We start from the raw sequence: 19718 nt of genomic DNA, 5'->3' as shown, positions 1-19718 counted from the left end.
CTGCCGGTGTCACGGTGAGATGAGCAGTTCGCCGTCGATGACGGTGACCGCACGACCGGTGAGCAGGGTCCGTTCGCCGCGCAGCGAGGTGTGTACCAGTCCGGTGCGCGCGGAAGCCTGGAGGCCGGTCAGCTCGGTACGGCCCAGCTTCGCGGACCAGAATGGTGCGAGGGCCGTGTGGGCGCTGCCGGTCACCGGGTCCTCGTTGATCCCGACGCCCGGGAAGAAGTTCCGCGAGACGAAGTCGTAGCCGCGGCCCGGCTCCTCGGCGGCGGCGGTGACGATGATGCCGCGCCGGGAGAGAGCGGCGAGCGAGGCGACATCGGGCGCGAGGCTCCGTACTGTCCGCTCGTCGGCCAGCTCGACCAGCAGATCACCGAGGTGCTCCGACGTGTCGTGCACCGAGACCGGCTCGGCGCCGAGCGCGGCGGAGATCTGGTCCGGGATCCTCACAGGGATCAGCGCGGAGGTCGGGAAGTCGAGAGTGAGAGTGCCGTCCGCGTGCGCGGTGGCGCCGAGGATCCCGGAGCGGGCGGCGAAGCGCACCGGGCCGGTGGTCCGCCCGGTGGAGTGCAGTACGTGCGCGGTGGCCAGCGTGGCGTGGCCGCACATGTCCACCTCGACGGCCGGCGTGAACCAGCGCAGCGCCCAGTCGGCGTCACCGCCGGGCGGCAGAGGGTGGGCGAAGGCGGTCTCCGAGAGGTTCACCTCGGCCGCCACCCGCTGGAGCCAGATGTCGTCGGGGAAGGCGCCGGAGTCCAGGAGCAGCACTCCGGCCGGGTTGCCGGCGAAGGGACGGTCGGTGAAGGCGTCGACGATTCGAATCCGCATGGACCGAGAGTAGAAGAGCCACGGCGCCGAGAGCCCATGGGCTGTCCACGGAGGTTGGTGACGGATCGGACAGCGGGCCGATCTTGAACGGGTGATGGTCCATGGGGCCGCGTCGAGGCAGGTGGAGGCAGGGCCGGCACCGGCGTTCCGCGGACGGCAGAGCACGCTACGTCTCGGTGAAGCCGCTCATCGGGCAGACCTTCGGCCTGTATCCTTTTCCGCATGCCAGCAGCCCCTATCTCACAGGCGGGCCGTGTCGTACCTCCCGCTCAGCGCGGACTCTTGACCGAGCGCATCGCGCGTCAGCTGGAGCACGACATCCGGTCCGGAGAGATCGCCGTTGGGGCCAAGCTGCCTTCCGAGCGGGAACTCGCCGTCCAGTTCCACGCCAGCCGGAATGTGGTGCGCGAGGTGCTGCGGCGGCTGGAGACCCAGCATCTGATCCAGGTCGCGCCTGGCCGGGGATCGTTCGTATGTGAACAGACGTCCCGGCAGGCGCGCAGTTATGACGCGCTGTACCGCGCTGGGCGGCCCACGGTCCGGCAGCTCATAGAGGCGCGTATTCCGCTTGAGGTGGAAACCGTCAGACTGGCGACAGCGCGTGCGACGGCGGAGGACATCTCCGTGATTCGGGCGGCCAAGGACGCTCTGGAAGCGGCGACTGACGTTGTCGTCAAGGCGCAGGCGGATGTCGATTTCCATGACGCGATCGCGGCGGCGAGCGGCAATCCGGTGCTCCGGATCATGTTGTCGTCGATCAGCGGCATGATGTTCGAGATGATGCTCCGCTCGAATTCCGATCCGTCGATCAGCGAGTCGGGCGGTGCGAAGCATCCCGAGATCTTCGAGGCGATCGTGGCGCGCGATGTCGAGCTGGCCAGTGAGCGTATGCGCGCGCATCTCGTCCTTGGCCTGCGCACCTACGGCGCGGACCTCGATCTCAATCTGAATGTGATGGCGTTGCAGCACATCGAGACGCTGCTCGGAGAGTCCGGCGGCCAGGGCCGGGGCGCGGCGCGGCAGTAGCGCCGTCCGCCCGGCGGCGGGAGCGCGTGCGAGGTCTGGAGCCGGCGGGAACGCCGGTGTACCGGACCGGAGTTGGCCGATGGCCGGCGTTGTCCCGTGGTGTGTCCGATGTTCTGCGCGCGGCGATGTCAGGACCGTGCGGCGCGTCCGGTGCCGGCGTCGCTCGTACGGCCTGTCCCGCGCCTCGGCTCGTATCTCTCCATGAGATCTCTCCACGGCCTGCCCGTTCATGTCGTGTGTTACTGGGCAGCAGAGGCTGGTCAGGGCGTGATGTCTGCTGTTACGGTCCCATCTGGTCCTACCAGTTGGACCAGGTAAATCGGCACGCATCAGATCAGAAGGACGAGGACAACGATGTCCACGAGCAGCCAGTTCGTCAGCCGGCGCTCTTTCGCCAAGCTGGCCGTCGGCGTCGCCGCCGCAGCGGGCATGGGGTCGCTCGGCGCCTGCTCGGCCCGCGGTGGCACCGCCTCCCCGGACGCACCGCTCAGGATCATGGCGATCAACCACGTCTGGTCGCTGGCGATCAAACGCCGCCTGGGTGAGTTCGAGGACCGGATCGGACGCAAGGTCTCCATGGCCCTGCTCACCGCGGACCAGCTCGCCAGCAGCTACAACGTCAAACTCAACGCGTCCGCCACCGACGTGGACATCATGATGGTCCGGGCACTCCAGGAGCAGTTGGTCTTCTCGCACAACGGCTGGCTCGCCGATCTCACCGACCGGGTCGAGGGCGACCAGGCGTACGGCTGGTCCGACTTCCAGAAGGCCCCGCGCGAGGCGTCGATCACCGCTGGCAAGGTCCTGAGCGTGCCGGTGGTGACCGAACGGCCGGCGCTCTACTACCGCAAGGACCTGGTCGAGGACCTCGGCGGTCCGCCTCGCACCCTCAACGATCTGATGGAGATGTCGCTGGGTCTCACGGACCGCGGCAAGGGCTTCTACGGCTATGTCGGGCGTGGACAGCGCAACGGCGCCGTCAGTCAGTGGTCGAGCTTCCTGTACTCCTTCGGCGGTGACTTCGTCGTCGACGGAAAGTCCGCCATCGCCACACCGGAGGCGCTGGCCGCGTACAAGTTCTACGGCAAGCTGCTCAAGCAGGCGGGCCCGCCCGGTGCCACCAATATGAGCCTCGAACAGTCCTTGCCGGTCTTCGCGCAGGGCAAGGCGGCGTTCTTCATCGACGCCGACGCGGTCTACAGCAACTTCCTCGACCCGAAGGTCTCGACACTGGGAAAGACCGTGGGCTTCGCCCCGTTCCCGGCCGGACCGGCCGGAGCCCGGCCGCACAACATCCCGTCCTGGAGCCTGGGAATCAACCAGTTCTCCCTGCTGCGCGATGACGCCTGGGAGTTCATCCGGTGGGCGTCCAGCCCCGGGATGGCGGCCGAACTCCAGGCGGACGGCATCCCGGGCGCCCGCCAGTCGGCGTGGTCGGATCCGAAGACGCTCGCCTCGTTCCCGCCCGAGCTGGCGGAGGCCATGCGGCTCAACGCCGAGCGCGGCGTCGGTCATGACCGGCCCTCGGTCCTCCAGGTCGGCCGGGCTCGCGACATCATCGGCCGTCCGCTGGTGGCCGGGATCCTCGGCAACCCGGTGGATTCGACAGCCCGCGACGCCGACGCGGAGTTCGCCGATTTCCTCGTCCGCGACAACCGCCACCGGGAGTCCTGATGTCCACCACCGAGGTCTCCACGACGGCACCCGGCCGCACGGCCGGAGCGGCCCGTGAGACAGGCCCCCGCACGCGCGCTCCACGGACGTTCGAACAGGCCAACCGGCGTCTGAAGTGGGCGATGCTCGCACCGGCGCTGATCTTCGTCGGTCTGATGATCGTCTTTCCGCTGGTCTTCACGCTCAACCTCAGCTTCACCGACGCCTTCGGCGCGGTCAACGCCAAGAAGGGCTACGTCGGCCTGCGGAACTTCACCGACGCGCTGGGCGATTCGCGCCGCTTCTGGCCCGCCGCCCGGCGCACGCTGATCTTCACCGTCGGCGCCGTGGTGCTGGAGACCCTGTTCGGTCTCGCGCTGGCGATGCTCATGCGCAAGCCGTTCCGCGGTATGCGCTGGGTGCGTACGGTCCTCATCATCCCGCTGCTCACCACACCGGTCGCGATCGGCATCCTGTGGCTGCTGATCCTCGATCCCACCAACGGCATCGCCAACCACCTGCTCAGCTCCGCCGGGCTGCCTCCGCAGGAATTCCTCGGCTCGGTGAGCCAGTCGCTGCCGACGCTGATGCTCATCGACGTCTGGCAGTGGACACCGATGATGACCCTGCTGCTGCTCGCCGGTCTGACCACGCTTCCGGAGGAGCCGGAAGAGGCGTCACGTGTCGACGGTGCCAACGGCTGGCAGCGCTTCCGGTACGTGATCCTGCCGATGCTCGGTCCCACGCTGGCCACCGCGCTGGTGCTGCGTTCCGTCGACGCCCTCAAGACCTTCGACATCCTCTACGCCACGAAGGGCCCCGGCGGAGGTTCGGACTTCGAGGCGGAGACCCTCAACGTCTACTCCTACGGCCTCACCTTCGACTACCAGGAATACGGGCTCGCCTCCGCCGTCCTGGTCCTGTTCACGCTCTTCATCATCGGCGTCGTGCTTCTGCTCCGCCGCCGTGCCGGAAGGAAGTCCGCATGAGCCTCACCGTCTCCTCCTCTCCGCGGGAGACCGCCGGTCCACGCGCGACGCCGCCCGGCGGTGCCTACCGGCGCCGGAGCTGGTCCTGGCTGAAGGGCACGGCCATCACCGTGGTGGCGCTCGTCTTCGCGCTGCCGATCATCTGGATGTTCGCCGCCGCGTTCAAGACGAACGTCCAGGTGACCGATCCGAGCGTCGGCCTGTGGTTCTCACCCACCTTGGACAATTTCCGCAGCGTCCTCGAAGCCGGCCAGATCCTGCGGTCGATGACCAACTCCCTGATCGTCGGCTTCCTGTCCACCCTGCTCTCCGCGGTCATCGCCGTACCGGCCGCCTGGGCGGTGGGACGGTTCCGGATGCACCGCGCCGGTTCGCTCATTCTCGTCGCGCGCATCATCCCCGGGATCTCGCTGCTCGTGCCCTGGTACTACGTGTTCGCGCAGGCGGGCCTGGTCGGCTCCTACACCGTGCTCGTACTCAGCCATATGTTCGTCTCGGTCCCGCTGATCCTGTGGATCATGATCAGCTTCTTCGAGGGCCTGCCGGTCGAACTGGAGGAGGCCGCACGTACGGACGGACTGTCGGCGTTCGGCGCGTTCTGGCGGATCACGCTGCCGCTGGCTGCTCCCGGCACCGCCACCGCGTCCCTGCTGGCGTTCGTCTTCAGCTGGAACAACTTCATGTTCGCGCTGATCTTCGCGGACGAACACACCCAGACCGTGCCCGTGACCCTGTTCAACTTCATCTCCTACGCGAGCACGGACTGGGGCGGCCTGATGGCCGCCGCCACCCTCATCACACTGCCGGTCCTGCTCGCCGCGATCCTCGGCCAGAAGTACCTCGTGGCCGGACTGACCTCAGGCGCCACAAAGGGCTGACCACACCAACGGCCGCTGACCGCGGCCTTGTTCTCATCTCGTCTGTTTCTCTCGTCGCCACCCATGTCATCAGCGCAAGCTGAGGAAGAGCGTATTCATGAAGATCGTCGACGCGAAGGTCGTCGTCACCAGCCCGGGCCGCAACTTCGTCACCCTCAAGATCACGACGGACGAGGGCATCTCCGGTCTTGGCGACGCCACGCTCAACGGACGGGAACTCTCCGTCGCCAGCTACCTCCAGGACCATGTGGCGCCGCTGCTCATCGGCATCGATCCGCACCGCATCGAGGACACCTGGCAGTCTCTGTACCGGGGCGCCTACTGGCGCCGCGGCCCTGTGACGATGGCCGCGATCGCCGCCGTCGATGTCGCTCTGTGGGACATCAAGGCCAAGGCCGCCGGCCTTCCGCTGTACCAGCTCCTCGGCGGCGCGAGCCGTGAGCGCGTCGGGACGTACGGACACGCCAGCGGGCAGGACATCCCCGAGCTGTTCGATTCGATCCGCGCCCGGCTGGCCGAGGGCTATCCGTCCATCCGGATTCAGACGGGCATCCCGGGCCTGAAGGCCGTCTACGGCGTACACACCGTCGACCACGCCGTGGACGGCGCTCCCGTCCCGCACCAGCAGGCCCGTCCTCTGGTGGAGGACTGGGACACAGCGGCCTATCTGCGGCACATGCCGACGGTTTTCGAGGCGGTCCGCAATGAATTCGGGCCCGAGCTGCCGCTCCTGCACGACGCGCATCACCGTCTGACGCCGATCCAGGCGGCGCAGCTCGGCAAGGACCTTGAGCCGTACCGTCTCTTCTGGCTGGAGGACTGCACGCCCGCCGAGGACCAGAACGCCCTGCGTCTGGTCCGTAGTCACACGACGACGCCACTCGCGATCGGTGAGGTCTTCAACTCCCTGCACGACTATCAGACGCTCGTGAGCGAGAAGCTGATCGACTACGTGCGCTCGGCGGTGACCCACTTCGGTGGTGTCTCTCCGCTCAAGAAGCTCTTCGACTTCGCCGCGCAGCACCAGATCAAGAGCGGTATCCACGGCCCGGAGGACATCTCGCCGGTCGGTATGGCCGCGGCCGTCCATCTCGACCTGGCCATCCACAACTTCGGTATCCAGGAGTACTCGGGCTACACGGCGCTGACCGAAGAGGTGTTCCCGCACGCGTACACCTTCACAGACGGATATCTGCATCCCGGTGAGGCGCCCGGCATCGGCGTGGAGCTCAACGAGGAACTCGCCGCCGCTCACGAGTACAAGGCCGCCTATCTGCCGGTCAACCGCCTCCAGGACGGCACCGTCCACGACTGGTGAACGAAGGAGTCCGGGCCCCGGTCCTGGATCCGGGGCCCGGACACCGGCAGTGTGCTCGGCGGCCATACTCCGGTGGCCGGCTACTTCCCGCGAGGCCTCGGTCAGGTGCCGATGTAGGCCGCGAGGTGCTCGCCGGTGAGAGTGGAGCGGGCGGCGACGAGATCGGCGGGTGTGCCTTCGAAGACGATCAGGCCGCCGTCGTGGCCGGCGCCGGGGCCGAGGTCGATGATCCAGTCGGCGTGCGCCATGACCGCCTGGTGGTGCTCGATGACGATGACCGACTTGCCGGAGTCGACGAGCCGGTCGAGCAGGCCGAGCAACTGCTCGACGTCGGCGAGGTGCAGGCCGGCGGTCGGCTCGTCGAGGACGTACACGCCGCCCTTCTCGGCCATATGGGTGGCCAGCTTCAGCCGCTGCCGCTCGCCGCCGGACAGCGTGGTGAGCGGCTGGCCGAGGCTGAGGTAGCCGAGCCCGACATCGGCGAGCCGGCTCAGGATGGCGTGCGCGGCCGGCGTACGTGCCTCGCCGGCGCCGAAGAACTCCTCGGCCTCGGTCACCGACATCGCGAGCACCTCGCTGATGTCGCGACCGCCGAGGTGGTAGTCCAGCACCGATGCCTCGAACCGCTTGCCCTCGCACTCCTCGCAGGTGGCGGCGACGCCGGCCATCATCGCCAGATCGGTGTAAATGACACCGGCGCCGTTGCAGTTCGGGCAGGCGCCCTCGGAGTTGGCGCTGAACAGCGCCGGTTTCACGCCGTTGACCTTCGCGAACGCCTTGCGGATCGGATCGAGCAGTCCGGTGTACGTCGCCGGGTTGCTCCGCCGCGAGCCGCGTATCGCGCCCTGGTCGACCGACACGACTCCGTCCCGCCCGGACACCGAGCCGTGGATCAGCGAGCTCTTGCCGGAGCCGGCGACACCGGTGACGACGGCCAGCACGCCGAGCGGGATGTCGACGTCGACACCGCGCAGGTTGTGCGCCGTCGCACCGCGGATCTCCAGCGTCCCGGTGGGCGTCCGCACCTTCTCCTTGAGAGTGGCCCGGTCGTCGAAATGGCGGCCGGTGAGCGTGCCGCTGGCCCGCAGCCCCTCGACGGTGCCCTCGAAGCAGATGGTTCCGCCTGCCGTACCGGCGTCGGGACCGAGGTCCACGACATGGTCGGCGATCGCGATCGTCTCCGGCTTGTGCTCCACGACGAGCACCGTGTTGCCCTTGTCCCGCAGCCGCAGCAGCAGGTTGTTCATCCGCTGGATGTCATGCGGGTGCAGGCCGGTGGTGGGCTCGTCGAAGACATACGTGGTGTCGGTGAGCGAGGAGCCGAGGTGGCGGATCATCTTGACGCGCTGCGCCTCGCCGCCGGACAGTGTGCCCGACGGCCGGTCGAGCGAGAGATAGCCCAGCCCGATCTCCACGAACGAGTCGAGGGTCCCCCGCAGCGTGGCGAGCAGCGGCGCCACCGACGGCTCGTCGAGGCCGCCGACCCAGGCGGCCAGGTCGCTGATCTGCATCGCGCAGGCGTCGGCGATGTTGAGCCCGCCGATCCGCGACGACCGGGCCGCCTCGCTGAGCCGGGTGCCGCCGCACTCGGGGCAGGCGGTGAAGGTGACCGCGCGGTCCACGAACGCCCGGATGTGCGGCTGCATCGCCTCCCGGTCCTTGGCGAGGAACGACCTCTGGACCTTGGGAATCAGCCCCTCGTAGGTGAGGTTGATGCCGTTGATCTTCACCTTGGTCGGCTCGCGGTGGAGGAAGTCGCGCAGCTCGGTCTCGGTGTAGTCGCGGATCGGCTTTTTCGGGTCGAGGAAGCCCGACTCGGTGAAGATCCGCACGGTCCAGTGGCCGTCCGACGTGTAGCCGGGGATGGTGATCGCGCCCTCGGAGAGCGACTTGGAGTCGTCGAAGAGCTGGGTGAGGTCGATGTCGGAGGCCGTGCCCCGGCCCTCGCAGCGCGGACACATACCGCCGGTGCGGGTGAAGGTCTGTTTCACGGTCTTGGCCGCACCGCGTTCGATTGTGATCGCACCGCTGGCTCGGACCGAGGCGACGTTGAAGGAGAACGCGTTGGGCGAGCCGATGTGCGGCTGCCCGAGTCGGCTGAAGAGGATGCGCAGCATCGCGTTGGCGTCGGTGGCGGTGCCGACCGTGGAGCGGGCGTCGGCGCCCATCCGCTGCTGGTCGACGATGATCGCCGTGGTCAGCCCTTCGAGTACGTCGACCTCCGGCCGCGCCAGCGTCGGCATGAAGCCCTGTACGAAGGCGCTGTAGGTCTCGTTGATCAGCCGCTGCGACTCCGCGGCGATCGTGCCGAACACCAGCGAGCTCTTGCCCGAGCCGGAGATACCGGTGAAGACCGTCAGCCGGCGCTTCGGGATCTCGATGCTGACATCCTTGAGGTTGTTCACGCGCGCGCCGTGCACGCGGATCAGGTCGTGGCTGTCGGCAGTGTGCGGCGCAGGCGACCGCGTGTCCGTCCTCGTGGCCATGCTTATCGTCTCCATCTGTTGGGCGGGCCGCCTTCGCGGTCTCCGTCGGCGTCGCCTGGCTCGATCCGACCAGCCTCGCACAGTACGTCCGGGCCTCCTTCGCCTCCGCTTCTCGATTCCTGATCGGTCCGGTCACCTGTTCGCCACGACGCGGCAGCGTCATCGACGGCGTGCTGCCCGGGCCCGACGACCCAAAGCCCACCGCACGCGCATCGGGGCATGCGGCGGCCGACGAAAATCTCGGGAACGTCCGGAGAGGTGTTGTCATGCGATAGCTTCCGATATATCGTTGAAGCATCGCGACAGATCAACGCTGAAGGGAGCGTAGCGATGCGTTCACATGAACACCAGCACGGACCGGGAGCCGGTCACTGCGGCCCGGGACACCAGGGCCGGGGCGGCTTCGAGGGACGGCGTGGGGCCTTCGGCCCGTTCGGTCCGCCCTTTGGCGGTCCTTTCGGCGGCGGAGGCAGAGGACGCGGCGGCGGCCGGGGGCGCGCGCGGCGCGGCGATGTGCGTGCCTCGATCCTGGCGCTGCTCAAGGACCGGCCGATGCACGGTTACGAGATGATCCAGGAGATCGGCGAGCGCAGCGGCGGGGCCTGGCGCCCCAGCCCCGGCTCGGTCTATCCGACCCTCCAGCTCCTTGAGGACGAGGGGCTGATCGTCAGCGAGAGCGAGGGCGGCAAGAAGCTGTTCACGCTCACCGAGACCGGACGTACGGAGGCCGAATCGGGGCCCGAGGCTCCCTGGGAAGAGGCCGGGCGCGGAATCGACTGGGAGACGGTCAATGAGATCCGTCAGGCCGGCTTCGGGCTGATGGAGGCGTTCGCCCAGGTCTGGAAGACCGGCACGCCCGAGCAGCGGCAGAAGGCTCTCGCGGTCACCAATGAAGCGCGCAAGAAGATGTATCTGATCCTCGCGGACGAGGACTGATCGTCCGCCAGGTGTGACCGGGCGGTGCCCGAAGGGGCCCTGCGGCCATGGCCGCAGGGCCCCTTCGTATGCCGTGTGCCACGGGAAGGCCGGTGGTTGCCCTGGTGCGGGAAGGCAAGGCGGCGCGTGCTTCTCGGGGGAGAAGGAGGGCAATCTCCTTCGCAAGGAGGAGAACCCGTCCACATGTGCCCAACTCCGGTGGGATCCGAAGATGCTTCCCGCCGGGGATGCCTCCGGTGGGAGAGGACTGATGGGGTAGGAAGGTGCAAAGCCCCCCACCGCGGGTGCCTGAACGGCCCGCTCCGACCCGCGCCGATCCCACCGCGGTCCGTGCCGATCCCGCACCGCCTCACGCGGATTCAGCGTCGTCCGATTCCGTGCCGGTTGATTCCGTGCCGGTTGATTCAGTACGGGTTGATTCAGTACGGGTTGATTCCGTACGGGCTGAATCTGTTCCGGCTGATTCCGTGCCGGCGCCCGCCGGTATCGACGCCAGGCTCACGCCGGAGCTCGCGGCGGTTGTCTCCGGCGCGCGCCGGAGAGCGCTTCGCGACGGTGACACGCAGATCGACACGGCCCATCTCCTCCACTCCCTGCTGGAAGCGGATCCCGAAGTGAGATCCGCGTTCGCCGGTGGTCCTCAGGTGGCCCGGGTGCTCGGCTATCTCGTCCAGCGGAGCATCGGGTACGGACTGCGCTGGCAGGGCACGGTGGAGGACTCCGGGGCCATTCCCGTGGCGCGCGACCACACCGTGACCGGCTGGTCGCCACCTGCCGTCACCGCGATGGAGCGCGCACCGGAACTCGCCGCGCTGCGCGGAGAGGAGCGCGCGGGCGGGCTCGATCTCCTCGCCGCGCTCACCTGTGACGGGGCCTGCCGGGCGGTTGAGGTGCTGGAACGCGCCGGAGTGGACACGCGATCACTGTCCGGCCGGCTGAACCACGCGTCTCGACAGGTGTGATGGGGATGTAGCTCCTGACGCGGCCTGTCATGATGGCGTCATGCACGCGTCTCAGGGGAGGAGCGTCGGCCTGGGAATCGCCCTGGTGTCGGCGTTCGCGTTCGGCGGTTCAGGCGTCGCGGCCAAGCCGCTCATCGAAGCGGGCCTCGACCCGCTCCATGTGGTCTGGCTGCGGGTCACCGGCGCCGCCGTGGTCATGCTTCCGGTGGCGTGGCGGCACCGCGCACTGCTGCGCCGTAAGCCCGCGCTGCTCGCCGGATTCGGCCTGCTGGCCGTGGCGGGTGTCCAGGCGTGTTATTTCGCCGCGATCTCCCGTATTCCGGTCGGAGTGGCGCTGCTCATCGAATATCTCGCGCCGGCGATGGTGCTGCTCTGGGTCCGCTTCGTGCAGCGCCGGCATGTCTCCCGCGCCGCCGCTGTCGGGGTCGTGCTGGCTGTGGGCGGTCTCGCCTCTGTGGTCGAGGTCTGGGCCGGACTGAGCTTCGACCCGGTCGGCGTGCTCTTCGGACTCGGCGCGGCCTGCTGCCAGGTCGGCTATTTCATCCTGTCCGACCACGGCGGCGGCGCCGAGGACGCGGCGGACCCGCTGGGAATGATCGCGTACGGGCTGCTCGTCGGATCCGTCGCGCTGACGGCCGTCACACGCCCCTGGGACATGGACTGGTCCCTGCTCGGCGGGAGCGCCGACATGGGCGGGACGGAGATCGCCGCGAGCCTGCTGCTCGGCTGGGTGGTGCTGATCGCGACCGTCCTCGCCTATGCGACCGGTGTGGTAGCGGTACGCAAACTCTCGCCGCAGGTGGCGGGCGTGGTCGCCTGTCTGGAGGCGGTGATCGCGACGGTGCTGGCGTGGGTGCTGCTGCGGGAACATCTCGCGATGCCGCAGATCGTCGGCGGTGCGGTGGTGCTCGTCGGGGCCTTCATCGCGCAGTCCGCCACGCCGAAGGCGCCCTCGGAGCCGATGGCGGGCGGGACCGCGAACGATCCCGGGAAGACGGCACCGCGGTCACCGGGCCACGAGCACGCGCCCGCGGTGGTCCCGGACAGTCCGTAGACCGCCGGCCATGTGTACGACCGTACTGCCGTGACCGGCGCGCTCGCGGGGCTCGGTGTGCTGTACCGCGCGCGGTTGGCCTGGCCCTCAGAGCACGGTGAGGTAGTCGGGCAGGCCGACGGCGGGATCGAGATCGTCGGCCGGTACCGGAGTGCCGTATCCGCGCACGACGGGCACGACTCCGGTCCAGTGCGGGAGCGAGATGTCCTCGGGCTCGTCGTTGGGGCCGCCCGTACGGACCTTGGCGGACACCTCGTCGAGATCGAGGCGGACCACGGCGGTCGCCGCCAGCTCACGCTCATTGGCCGGGCGCGAGTCATGGGAACGGCCGGGAACGACATGGTCCACGATCGCGTCGAGAGCGCTGCGCCGCTCCTCGGGGTCGGTCACCTGGCGGGCGATGCCGTGGACCACCACGGAGCGGTAGTTGATGGAGTGGTGGAAGGCGGAGCGCGCGAGCACCAGGCCGTCGACATGGGTGACGGTCAGACAGACGGCGAGGCCGGGATCCTGCTCGCCGTCCTCACTCCGGCCCGCCATACGCAGCGGGCGCGATCCGGTGGAGCCGTGGACATACAGCCGCTCGCCCACGCGTCCGTAGAGCGTAGGAAGCACGACGGGAGCACCGTCGCGGACAAAACCGAGGTGGCAGACGTACGCCTCGTCGAGTATGCCGTGCACCAGCGTCCGGTCATATCCGGCCCGCTCCCGCGAGCGGGTGGGGACGGTGCGTCCGGTCGGCCGGTAGGCGGTGATCTCCTGAGGTGCGGACTCCGGCATTGCGGCCTCCATTGCACTAGTGCATAGTGTTCTTTGTGCTAGGAGAGTATCGGATTGTTGGGCGGCGTGCCGCTGAGATCGCCGCGAGTGTGGAGCGGGCCGTCGGCTCCGGCGAGCTGGCTCCGGGCCAGTCGCTGCCGCCGATGAGGGAGTTGGCGACCGGCCTCGGGGTCAACCCGAACACGGTCGCCGCCGCGTACCGCACGCTGCGCGAGCGCGGGATCATCGAGACGGCGGGACGCCGGGGCAGCCGGGTGCGGCCGCGTCCCGCCACTACGGCCCGCGGGTCCATCGGCGTCGACGCGCCGCCGGGCGTACGCGACGTGTCCGCCGGAAATCCGGACCCGGCCCTGCTGCCTCCGCTGCACGAAGCGCTCGCGGCCGCCGCGCGCCACCACGCGGAGCGTCCCGGGCTGTACGGACAGGCCACCGTCGACCCGGAGTTCGCGCGGCTCGCCCGCGCCGGTCTGGACGCCGACGGGATCCCGGCCGGACCGGTCGCCGTCACGTCCGGAGCGCTCGACGCCATCGAGCGGGTGCTGGCCGCGCACCTCCGACCGGGCGACGCCGTCGCCGTCGAAGACCCGGGCTGGGGAGGTCTGCTGGACCTGGTGCCCGCGCTCGGGCTGCGCTCCGTGCCGATGCGGCTCGACGACGACGGACCGCTCCCCGGTGAACTGGATCGCGCGCTGCGGGCGGGTGTCCGGGCGGTCGTCGTCACCGACCGGGCGCAGAATCCGACGGGTGCCTCGGTCGGGAAGGTCCGCGCCAGGGAACTGCGCGCCCTTCTCGCGGGCCGACCCGAGGTGCTGGTCATCGAGGACGACCACGGCCACCGCATCGTCGACCTCCCGCTGTATCCGCTCGCCGGTGTCACGGAGCGCTGGGCGCTCGTACGCTCCACCGCGAAGGCGTACGGACCGGATCTGCGGCTCGCCGTGCTGACCGGGGACGCCGTCACCGTGGACCGGGTGACGGGACGCCAGCGGCTCGGGCCGGGCTGGGTCAGCAGGCTGCTCCAGCGGGCCGTCGTCCAGCTCTGGACCTCGGGCGCCGTGGACGCGCGCGTGGTCGCCGGGGCGTACGGAGCGCGGCGGGACGCGCTGGTACGCGCCCTGGCGGAGCGAGGCGTCGCGGCGCACGGCCGCAGCGGCATGAATGTCTGGGTGCCGGTCGCCGACGAGACCGGCGCGGTGGCGCGACTGCTCCAGGCGGGCTGGGCGGTCGCGCCCGGAGCCCGCTTCCGGGTGGCCGCGCCGCCGGGCGTACGGCTGACGGTGTCGGAGATGACGGCCGACGACATCGGGCCGGTCGCCGACGCGGTGGCGGCGGCGGCCGGCCCGGCGCCCGCGCGCGGTTACGGCTGACGGTTCGCCGGCTTCCTCGTCCTGCTCTGTGTGAGCGCCGCCCCGGCGAGCACGATCAGGGCTCCGACGGGGGTGTTCCAGCTCAGCTCCTCGCCGAGCAGGGTCACACCGGCCGCGGTGGCGATGACCGGGATGAAGTACGTGACCATCTGGCCGGTCGTCGGGCCGACTTCGGCGACCACTCCGTACTGGAGCAGGATCGCGAGCCCGGTGCCGAGCGCGCCGAGCACGATCACGGACAGCAGCGGGCCCGCCGGAAACGATGTCGGCAGAGTCGTGAAGAGCGGTGTCACCAGAGCCAGTTGGACCGTGCCCAGGAAGAGCTGCGCCCCGGTCAGGGAGAGATGGGAGCTGCTGCTGCCCGCCAGTGTTCGGCGTACGTAGATCCAGCCGACCGGATAGCTCAACGAGGCCAGCAGGGCCATGGCCGTACCGGTGAAGTCCAGCCCGGAGAAGCCCTGCCAGGCGCCCAGGACGGTCAGCACACCGAGGAAGCCGACGCCGAGCCCGGCGACCCGGCGCCGGGTGGGTCGGTCCTCCGAGAGCGCGACAAGGGACAGCGCCATACCCCACAGCGGGGAGGTGGCGTTGCAGATTCCGGCGAGCGTCGAGGGAATCGTCAGCTCGGAGTAGGCGAACAACGAGAACGGCAGTGCGTTGAGGAAGAAGGCCGCGACGGTGAGATGCCCCCAGGTCCGGAGCCCGCGAGGCAGCCGATCGCGCTTCACCGCCATCGCGACCGCCAGCACCGCCGTGCCGAAGAACAGCCTGCCGAAGGTGACCTGGAAGGGAGCGAAACCGTGGGTGCCGACCTTGATCAGCAGAAAGCTGAAGCCCCAGATGAGCGAGAGCGCCGCGAACCGGACGCGCCAGTCGAGAAGCGGGCCGGTACGGGTGCGCGGCGGTGCGGGGGCATCGGCGGGCACACCGGCGGAGGAGGACAGGGAGGCGGAGGCCGGCCCGGGACGGGGAGGGGTGGCGGTGCTCATGGGACTAACGATGGAGTGAGCAACCTTGTAGGACAAGCGAGATTATGTCGACTTCTCTGCTTAGTATTGCTTACATGTTGAATCTGGAGCGCCTCCGGACGCTGGACGCCCTGGCCCGCCACGGCTCGGTCAGCGGCGCTGCCGAGGGGCTGCATGTCACCACCTCGGCCGTCTCCCAGCAACTGGCCAAGCTCGAACGCGAGGTGGGTCAGCAACTGCTGGCCAGGAACGGGCGCGGGGTCCGTCTCACCGACGCGGGCAGGCTGCTCGCCGACCATGCCGCGCGGATCCTCTCGCAGGTCGAGGTCGCCCAGTCGGACATCGAGGCGCAGCGCGGCCGGGTGGTGGGCGAGGTGCGGATCGCGGCTTTTCCGACGGCGGCCCGCGGACTCTTTCCCGTCGCCGTCCGCGCGCTGCGGTCCGGCCATCCCGAGCTGCGCGTGGGATCGCGGGAGCTGGAGCCAGAGGCCGGGATCCGCGAGGTCATCAGAGGCGATCTCGATCTCGCGGTGGTGCTGGACTGGAGCAACAAGCGGCTGCCGGTGCCCGGCGGTCTGGCGACGGCGCATCTGCTGGACGACACCGCCGATGTCGCGATGCCCGTGGACCATCCGCTCGCCGGCCGGCCGGAAGTGGATCTGGAGGAGTTCGCCGACGACGACTGGGTGTCCTGGCCGGAGGGCGAGTTCTGTCACGAGTGGCTGATGTTCACGCTCAGGTCGAAGGGGTTCGAACCGCGGATCGCGCATCTCGCGGGCGAATATCACACGCAGCTCGCACTGATCGCGGCGGGACTCGGTGTCTGTATCGCGCCGCGGCTGGGCCGGGGGCCGGTACCGGACGGCGTCGCGGTGGTTCCCGTACGGCAGACGATGCGCCGGCATGTCTACGCCGTGTGGCGCGCCGACGCGGACCGCCGCCCGTCGATCAGGGCGGCGGTCGAGGCGCTGGGCGAGGCGGCCCGGGCGGTGACCGGCTGAGGGACCTCACCGGTGACCGGCCTCCGCCCGGGACGTTCAGCGGCGGCCGGCCGCACCCGGTCAGCCGAGTGTGATCGCGTCACCCGCCACCTTGATCGACGCGGCGGGCAGCGGCTGGGTCGCGGGCCCGGCCTGCACACTGCCGTCCGCCGCGCTGAACTGGCTGCCGTGGCAGGGACAGTGGATGATCCCGTCGGAGACGTCCTTCACGGCGCAGCCCTGATGTGTGCATGTGGACGAGAACGCCTTGAACTCGCCTGCCGCGGGCTGAGTGACCACCACTCCTTGATCGGCGAAGACCTTGCCGCCGCCCTCCGGGATGTCGGTGGTCTTCGCGAGGACGGCGCCCGCGCCACCGCCGTCTCCGCCGGACGCCGGTTTATCGGCGGTGGAGCCCGCCGGAGCGTCCGAGTCCGAACTGCCGCACGCGACGAGCGCCGCGCCCAGTCCTGCCGCTCCCGCCGCGGCCACCACAGTCCGGCGTGTCACGATCCGTGCGGTCCCCTGCGTTCCCGACATACCACGTTCCCCTTTCGCTGCCGGCTCTCCGCCGGCCGGTTCATGAGGAGGTACGAGGACGGAAGCCGTGATGTTCAGACGGCGGGGATTTTTCGAAGCCGAGGGACTTCCGCGGGACGAGTCCCAGCGGCTCGCACCGCCGCTACGAGCGCGAGGCCGAGCGCTTCCTCGCCGCGGCCCGTGTACGGGGAGATCGCATCGCCGCCTGCGTCTCGCGGTCACCGGCCCGGCGTCGGCCACCACACGGCGGACGCCTGACCTCCGTGTGGTGGCGCGACGCGGAAGTCTCATCCTCCTCGCTCATCGCCATACTCGCGGAATGTTGGAAATCTGCGGCAGTAGATCCCAGTCCGCCGGCTTTTCGTGGCGGATATGCCAAGTGGCGCCGTTGCCAAAGGGCTGTCCCGTAATCCCCGGCGGGCGCGCGACGACAGCTACGGCGCCTCGCCGCGTTGTCGGAACGCCCGGATACATCCAGTATGCGAGCGTCCCTCCGCCTTGCGATCCACCGAATCTGACGCCGCGCGCTGATCCACCAGGGATTACGGGACAGCCCTAAGCCAATATCCCCGGTACTCTCGAACGCTCGTTACGTCGACATCCGACATCTCGGATTCATTTCCGCGGCACGGGCAAATAGCCGCTGTCGGCCACCCGCCCTCCCAGAAAATTTCGTGGTCAAATCCGCAGACACGGCAGATGGACTCTTCTTCAGGGCCTGGCGGTTGTGCCCATGCCGTTGCCTCTTCGCGCATTTCCTTCATTCCGTTCCGTCGCTGCACGAGAACCGGCGTTTCCCCGGGCTCTGGGCCTTCAGGCGATCTTCCGGGCCCGGCCAGGTCGACATGATGGCGATGGCCCATCATGTCGAGTCCGTCCCGCGCCGCGAGGACGCCGACCAGGAGACGTACGCGCGCTGGTACGCCCTGCCCGAGGAAGTGCGGCAGGCGATCGACGCGCCGCCGGCGTGGCTGACCGTCTGACCCTGGCCGACCCGGGTCGCCTCGTGGATGTGCCTCGGCCCTCTCGCCTCGGCTCGGGTCCGCCGGGAGCGTGAACCAGCCACGACACTCGCTGAAGAGCCGTACCACGGCGCCTGCTGATGCGGTCCGGCGATGCGCGGCTCTTCCGTACCGGGCGGTGGATACGGCGCCAGTGAGGTGTTCGGAGAAGGCTCGTAAGGCGTGTCAGCAGGCGCCGCGCGGAAGTGCGCGCCGGCTCGTGATGCGATGGACGGATGAGCGATTCAGCCGAGGACGCAACAGAGCGAACGTATGACGTCGTGGTTATCGGCGCTGGTCCGGTCGGACAGAACGTCGCCGAGCGTGCGCGTGCCGCGGGGCTGAGCGTCGCGGTGGCGGAACGGGAGCTGGTCGGAGGTGAGTGCTCGTACTGGGCGTGCATCCCCAGCAAGGCGCTGCTGCGTCCGGTGATCGCGGTGGCCGACGCCCGGAGGGTCGACGGCGCGCGCGACGCTGTTACCGGTCCGATCAATACGGCCGGCGTGTTCGCCCGCCGGAACCGCTACGTCGCCGACTGGGACGACACCGGCCAGGCCGCCTGGGTCAGAGGCATCGGCGCCGATCTGCTGCGAGGTGAGGCCAGGCTGGACGGCCGCCGGCGCGTGGTCGTCGGTACTTCCGGTGGCGGTGGGACGGTGCTCATGGCGCGGCACGCGGTCGCACTGTGCACCGGCAGCGACGCGGTGGTCCCGGATGTTCCGGGTATCGCCGAGGCCCGGGCATGGACCAACCGCACAGCGACCGATTCCAGCTCGGTGCCAGGACGGCTCGCCGTGGTCGGCGGTGGTGGAGTCGGTGTCGAGATGGCCACGGCCTGGCAGGGCCTGGGCTCCTCGGTGACGCTGCTGGTTCGCCGGGCGCTGCTGCCGCGGATGGAGCCCTTCGTCGGTGAGCTGGTCGCCGCCGGGCTGGAGGACGCGGGTGTGGACGTCCGCGTCGGTGTGTCCGTCGACGCGCTGCACCGGCCGGATCCCGCGGGCCCGCTCATTGTCGTTCTGGACGACGGGACACGGTTGGAAGTCGACGAGATCCTCTTTGCCACCGGCCGCTCGCCACGCACCGACGACATCGGTCTGGAGACAGTGGGCCTGACGCCCGGGTCATGGCTGGACGTCGATGAGACGTGCGCCGTCCGGGACGTGGAAGGTCAGTGGCTGTACGCGCTGGGTGACATCAACCACCATGCCCTTCTCACCCATCAGGGCAAGTACCAGGCCCGGATCGCGGGTGACGCCATCGGCGCCCGCGCGGCCGGACAGCCACTGGACACCGCACCCTGGGGAGCCCACGCCGCCACCGCCGACCAGCATGCCGTGCCGCAGATCTTCTTCACCGATCCGGAGGCCGCCGCGGTCGGCCTGTCCGCCGAGCAGGCCACCCAGGCGGGGCACCGGGTACGAGCGGTCGATGTCGACTTCGCCTCCGTCGTCGGAGCGAACCTTTACGCCGACGGCTACCGGGGCCGGGCCCGCATGGTCGTCGACCTCGACCGCGAAGTGCTGCTCGGTGTGACCTTCGTCGGCCCCGGTGTCAGCGAACTGCTCCACTCGGCCACCGTCGCCGTCGCGGGCGAGGTGCCCATTTCCCGGCTCTGGCACGCCGTCTCCTGTTTTCCCACCATCAGCGAAGTGTGGATGTATCTGCTGAAGGCATACCGAGGCTGAACCGGGCCATGGACAGCCACGCGGAGTGCGGGCTGTCGTCGTACGGCGACCTCGAAGCCGTCCCGGGCCGGGCTCGCCTGCCTGCTGTACCGGATCCAGGGCTGGGCGGGCCGCCGTGACGGACCACCCAGCCCTGGCGTGCGCCTCAGGAAGAGCCGGGTTGTCGTGTGTTGGTGTGTTGGTCAGCTGAGTGCGGTGAGGGTGAGGGTGGTGGTGTAGGTGCCGGGTTGGGTGGTGGTGGGCAGGCGTAGGTCGAGGGTGGCT

General features: G+C 69.4%; 17 protein-coding genes. 12 read left to right on the top strand and 5 right to left on the bottom strand.

The features are described 5' to 3' along the window. Positions 1-9: 9 nt before the first annotated feature. Entirely contained in the window at positions 10-831 is an 822-nt protein-coding gene (locus PV679_RS32670; protein ID WP_319684483.1) for a PhzF family phenazine biosynthesis protein, read from the bottom strand. Positions 832-1053: 222 nt separating this feature from the next. Between PV679_RS32670 and PV679_RS32665 the strand changes: the two genes are divergently transcribed. From PV679_RS32665 to manD, 5 genes are all read left to right on the top strand, one after another. Then, positions 1054-1857: a FadR/GntR family transcriptional regulator gene (locus tag PV679_RS32665; RefSeq protein ID WP_319684481.1), complete on the top strand. Its 804-nt coding sequence runs from the start codon at positions 1054-1056 to the stop codon at positions 1855-1857. Positions 1858-2211: 354 nt separating this feature from the next. After that, on the top strand, positions 2212-3531 hold the full coding sequence (locus PV679_RS32660; RefSeq protein WP_319684479.1) for a sugar ABC transporter substrate-binding protein: 1320 nt from the start codon (positions 2212-2214) through the stop codon (positions 3529-3531). Then, positions 3531-4499, top strand: a complete 969-nt coding sequence (locus PV679_RS32655) for a sugar ABC transporter permease (protein ID WP_319684478.1) — start codon at positions 3531-3533, stop codon at positions 4497-4499. The genes PV679_RS32660 and PV679_RS32655 overlap by 1 nt, the downstream gene beginning before the upstream one ends. Next, positions 4496-5377, top strand: coding sequence for a carbohydrate ABC transporter permease (locus PV679_RS32650; RefSeq protein ID WP_319684476.1), 882 nt, complete (start codon positions 4496-4498; stop codon positions 5375-5377). Before PV679_RS32655 ends, PV679_RS32650 begins: the two co-directional genes overlap by 4 nt. A gap of 97 nt (positions 5378-5474) precedes the next feature. Continuing rightward, on the top strand, positions 5475-6695 hold the full coding sequence (gene manD, locus PV679_RS32645) for a D-mannonate dehydratase ManD (RefSeq protein WP_319684474.1): 1221 nt from the start codon (positions 5475-5477) through the stop codon (positions 6693-6695). A 101-nt stretch (positions 6696-6796) separates the two neighbouring features. On the opposite strand, the gene PV679_RS32640 is transcribed toward manD, so the two are convergent. Beyond that, a complete protein-coding gene (locus tag PV679_RS32640; RefSeq protein WP_319684510.1) occupies positions 6797-9187 on the bottom strand; it encodes an excinuclease ABC subunit UvrA in 2391 nt (796 codons plus the stop codon). 324 nt (positions 9188-9511) lie between these two features. On the opposite strand from PV679_RS32640, the gene PV679_RS32635 reads away from it, so the two are divergent. From PV679_RS32635 to PV679_RS32625, 3 genes are all read left to right on the top strand, one after another. After that, on the top strand, positions 9512-10117 hold the full coding sequence (locus PV679_RS32635; RefSeq protein ID WP_319684473.1) for a PadR family transcriptional regulator: 606 nt from the start codon (positions 9512-9514) through the stop codon (positions 10115-10117). 467 nt (positions 10118-10584) lie between these two features. After that, positions 10585-11079 carry a Clp protease N-terminal domain-containing protein gene (locus PV679_RS32630; protein WP_319684471.1) on the top strand — a complete coding sequence of 165 codons (495 nt, stop codon included), beginning with the start codon at positions 10585-10587 and terminating at the stop codon, positions 11077-11079. Positions 11080-11119: 40 nt separating this feature from the next. After that, complete coding sequence (locus PV679_RS32625; protein WP_319684469.1) at positions 11120-12133, top strand: EamA family transporter; 1014 nt, start codon at positions 11120-11122, stop codon at positions 12131-12133. Between the two features lie 87 nt (positions 12134-12220). On the opposite strand, the gene PV679_RS32620 is transcribed toward PV679_RS32625, so the two are convergent. After that, a complete protein-coding gene (locus PV679_RS32620; RefSeq protein WP_416069851.1) occupies positions 12221-12925 on the bottom strand; it encodes a pyridoxamine 5'-phosphate oxidase family protein in 705 nt (234 codons plus the stop codon). A gap of 23 nt (positions 12926-12948) precedes the next feature. Between PV679_RS32620 and PV679_RS32615 the strand changes: the two genes are divergently transcribed. Next, on the top strand, positions 12949-14280 hold the full coding sequence (locus PV679_RS32615) for an aminotransferase class I/II-fold pyridoxal phosphate-dependent enzyme (RefSeq protein WP_319684466.1): 1332 nt from the start codon (positions 12949-12951) through the stop codon (positions 14278-14280). Here PV679_RS32615 and PV679_RS32610 read toward each other — a convergent pair. After that, on the bottom strand, positions 14271-15269 hold the full coding sequence (locus tag PV679_RS32610; protein ID WP_416069850.1) for a DMT family transporter: 999 nt from the start codon (positions 15267-15269) through the stop codon (positions 14271-14273). The two genes, PV679_RS32615 and PV679_RS32610, sit on opposite strands and share 10 nt — an antisense overlap. A 74-nt stretch (positions 15270-15343) precedes the next feature. Between PV679_RS32610 and PV679_RS32605 the strand changes: the two genes are divergently transcribed. After that, entirely contained in the window at positions 15344-16249 is a 906-nt protein-coding gene (locus tag PV679_RS32605) for a LysR family transcriptional regulator (protein WP_319684463.1), read from the top strand. Between the two features lie 60 nt (positions 16250-16309). Here the strand turns inward: PV679_RS32605 and PV679_RS32600 are convergent, their stop codons facing one another. Then, entirely contained in the window at positions 16310-16768 is a 459-nt protein-coding gene (locus PV679_RS32600) for a Rieske (2Fe-2S) protein (RefSeq protein WP_319684461.1), read from the bottom strand. An 854-nt stretch (positions 16769-17622) separates the two neighbouring features. Here PV679_RS32600 and PV679_RS32595 point away from each other — a divergent pair. Then, positions 17623-17751 (top strand): hypothetical protein, encoded by a 129-nt coding sequence (locus PV679_RS32595; protein WP_319684459.1) that lies wholly within the window; start codon positions 17623-17625, stop codon positions 17749-17751. A 254-nt stretch (positions 17752-18005) separates the two neighbouring features. Continuing rightward, positions 18006-19454 (top strand): NAD(P)/FAD-dependent oxidoreductase, encoded by a 1449-nt coding sequence (locus PV679_RS32590; RefSeq protein ID WP_319684457.1) that lies wholly within the window; start codon positions 18006-18008, stop codon positions 19452-19454. Positions 19455-19718: the final 264 nt, after the last annotated feature.

Source organism: Streptomyces sp. AK02-01A (assembly GCF_033795305.1).
Classification (GTDB): Bacteria; Actinomycetota; Actinomycetes; order Streptomycetales; family Streptomycetaceae; genus Streptomyces.
Note: the sequence above shows the minus strand (reverse complement) of the source record. Positions and strands in the feature narration are given on the sequence as shown.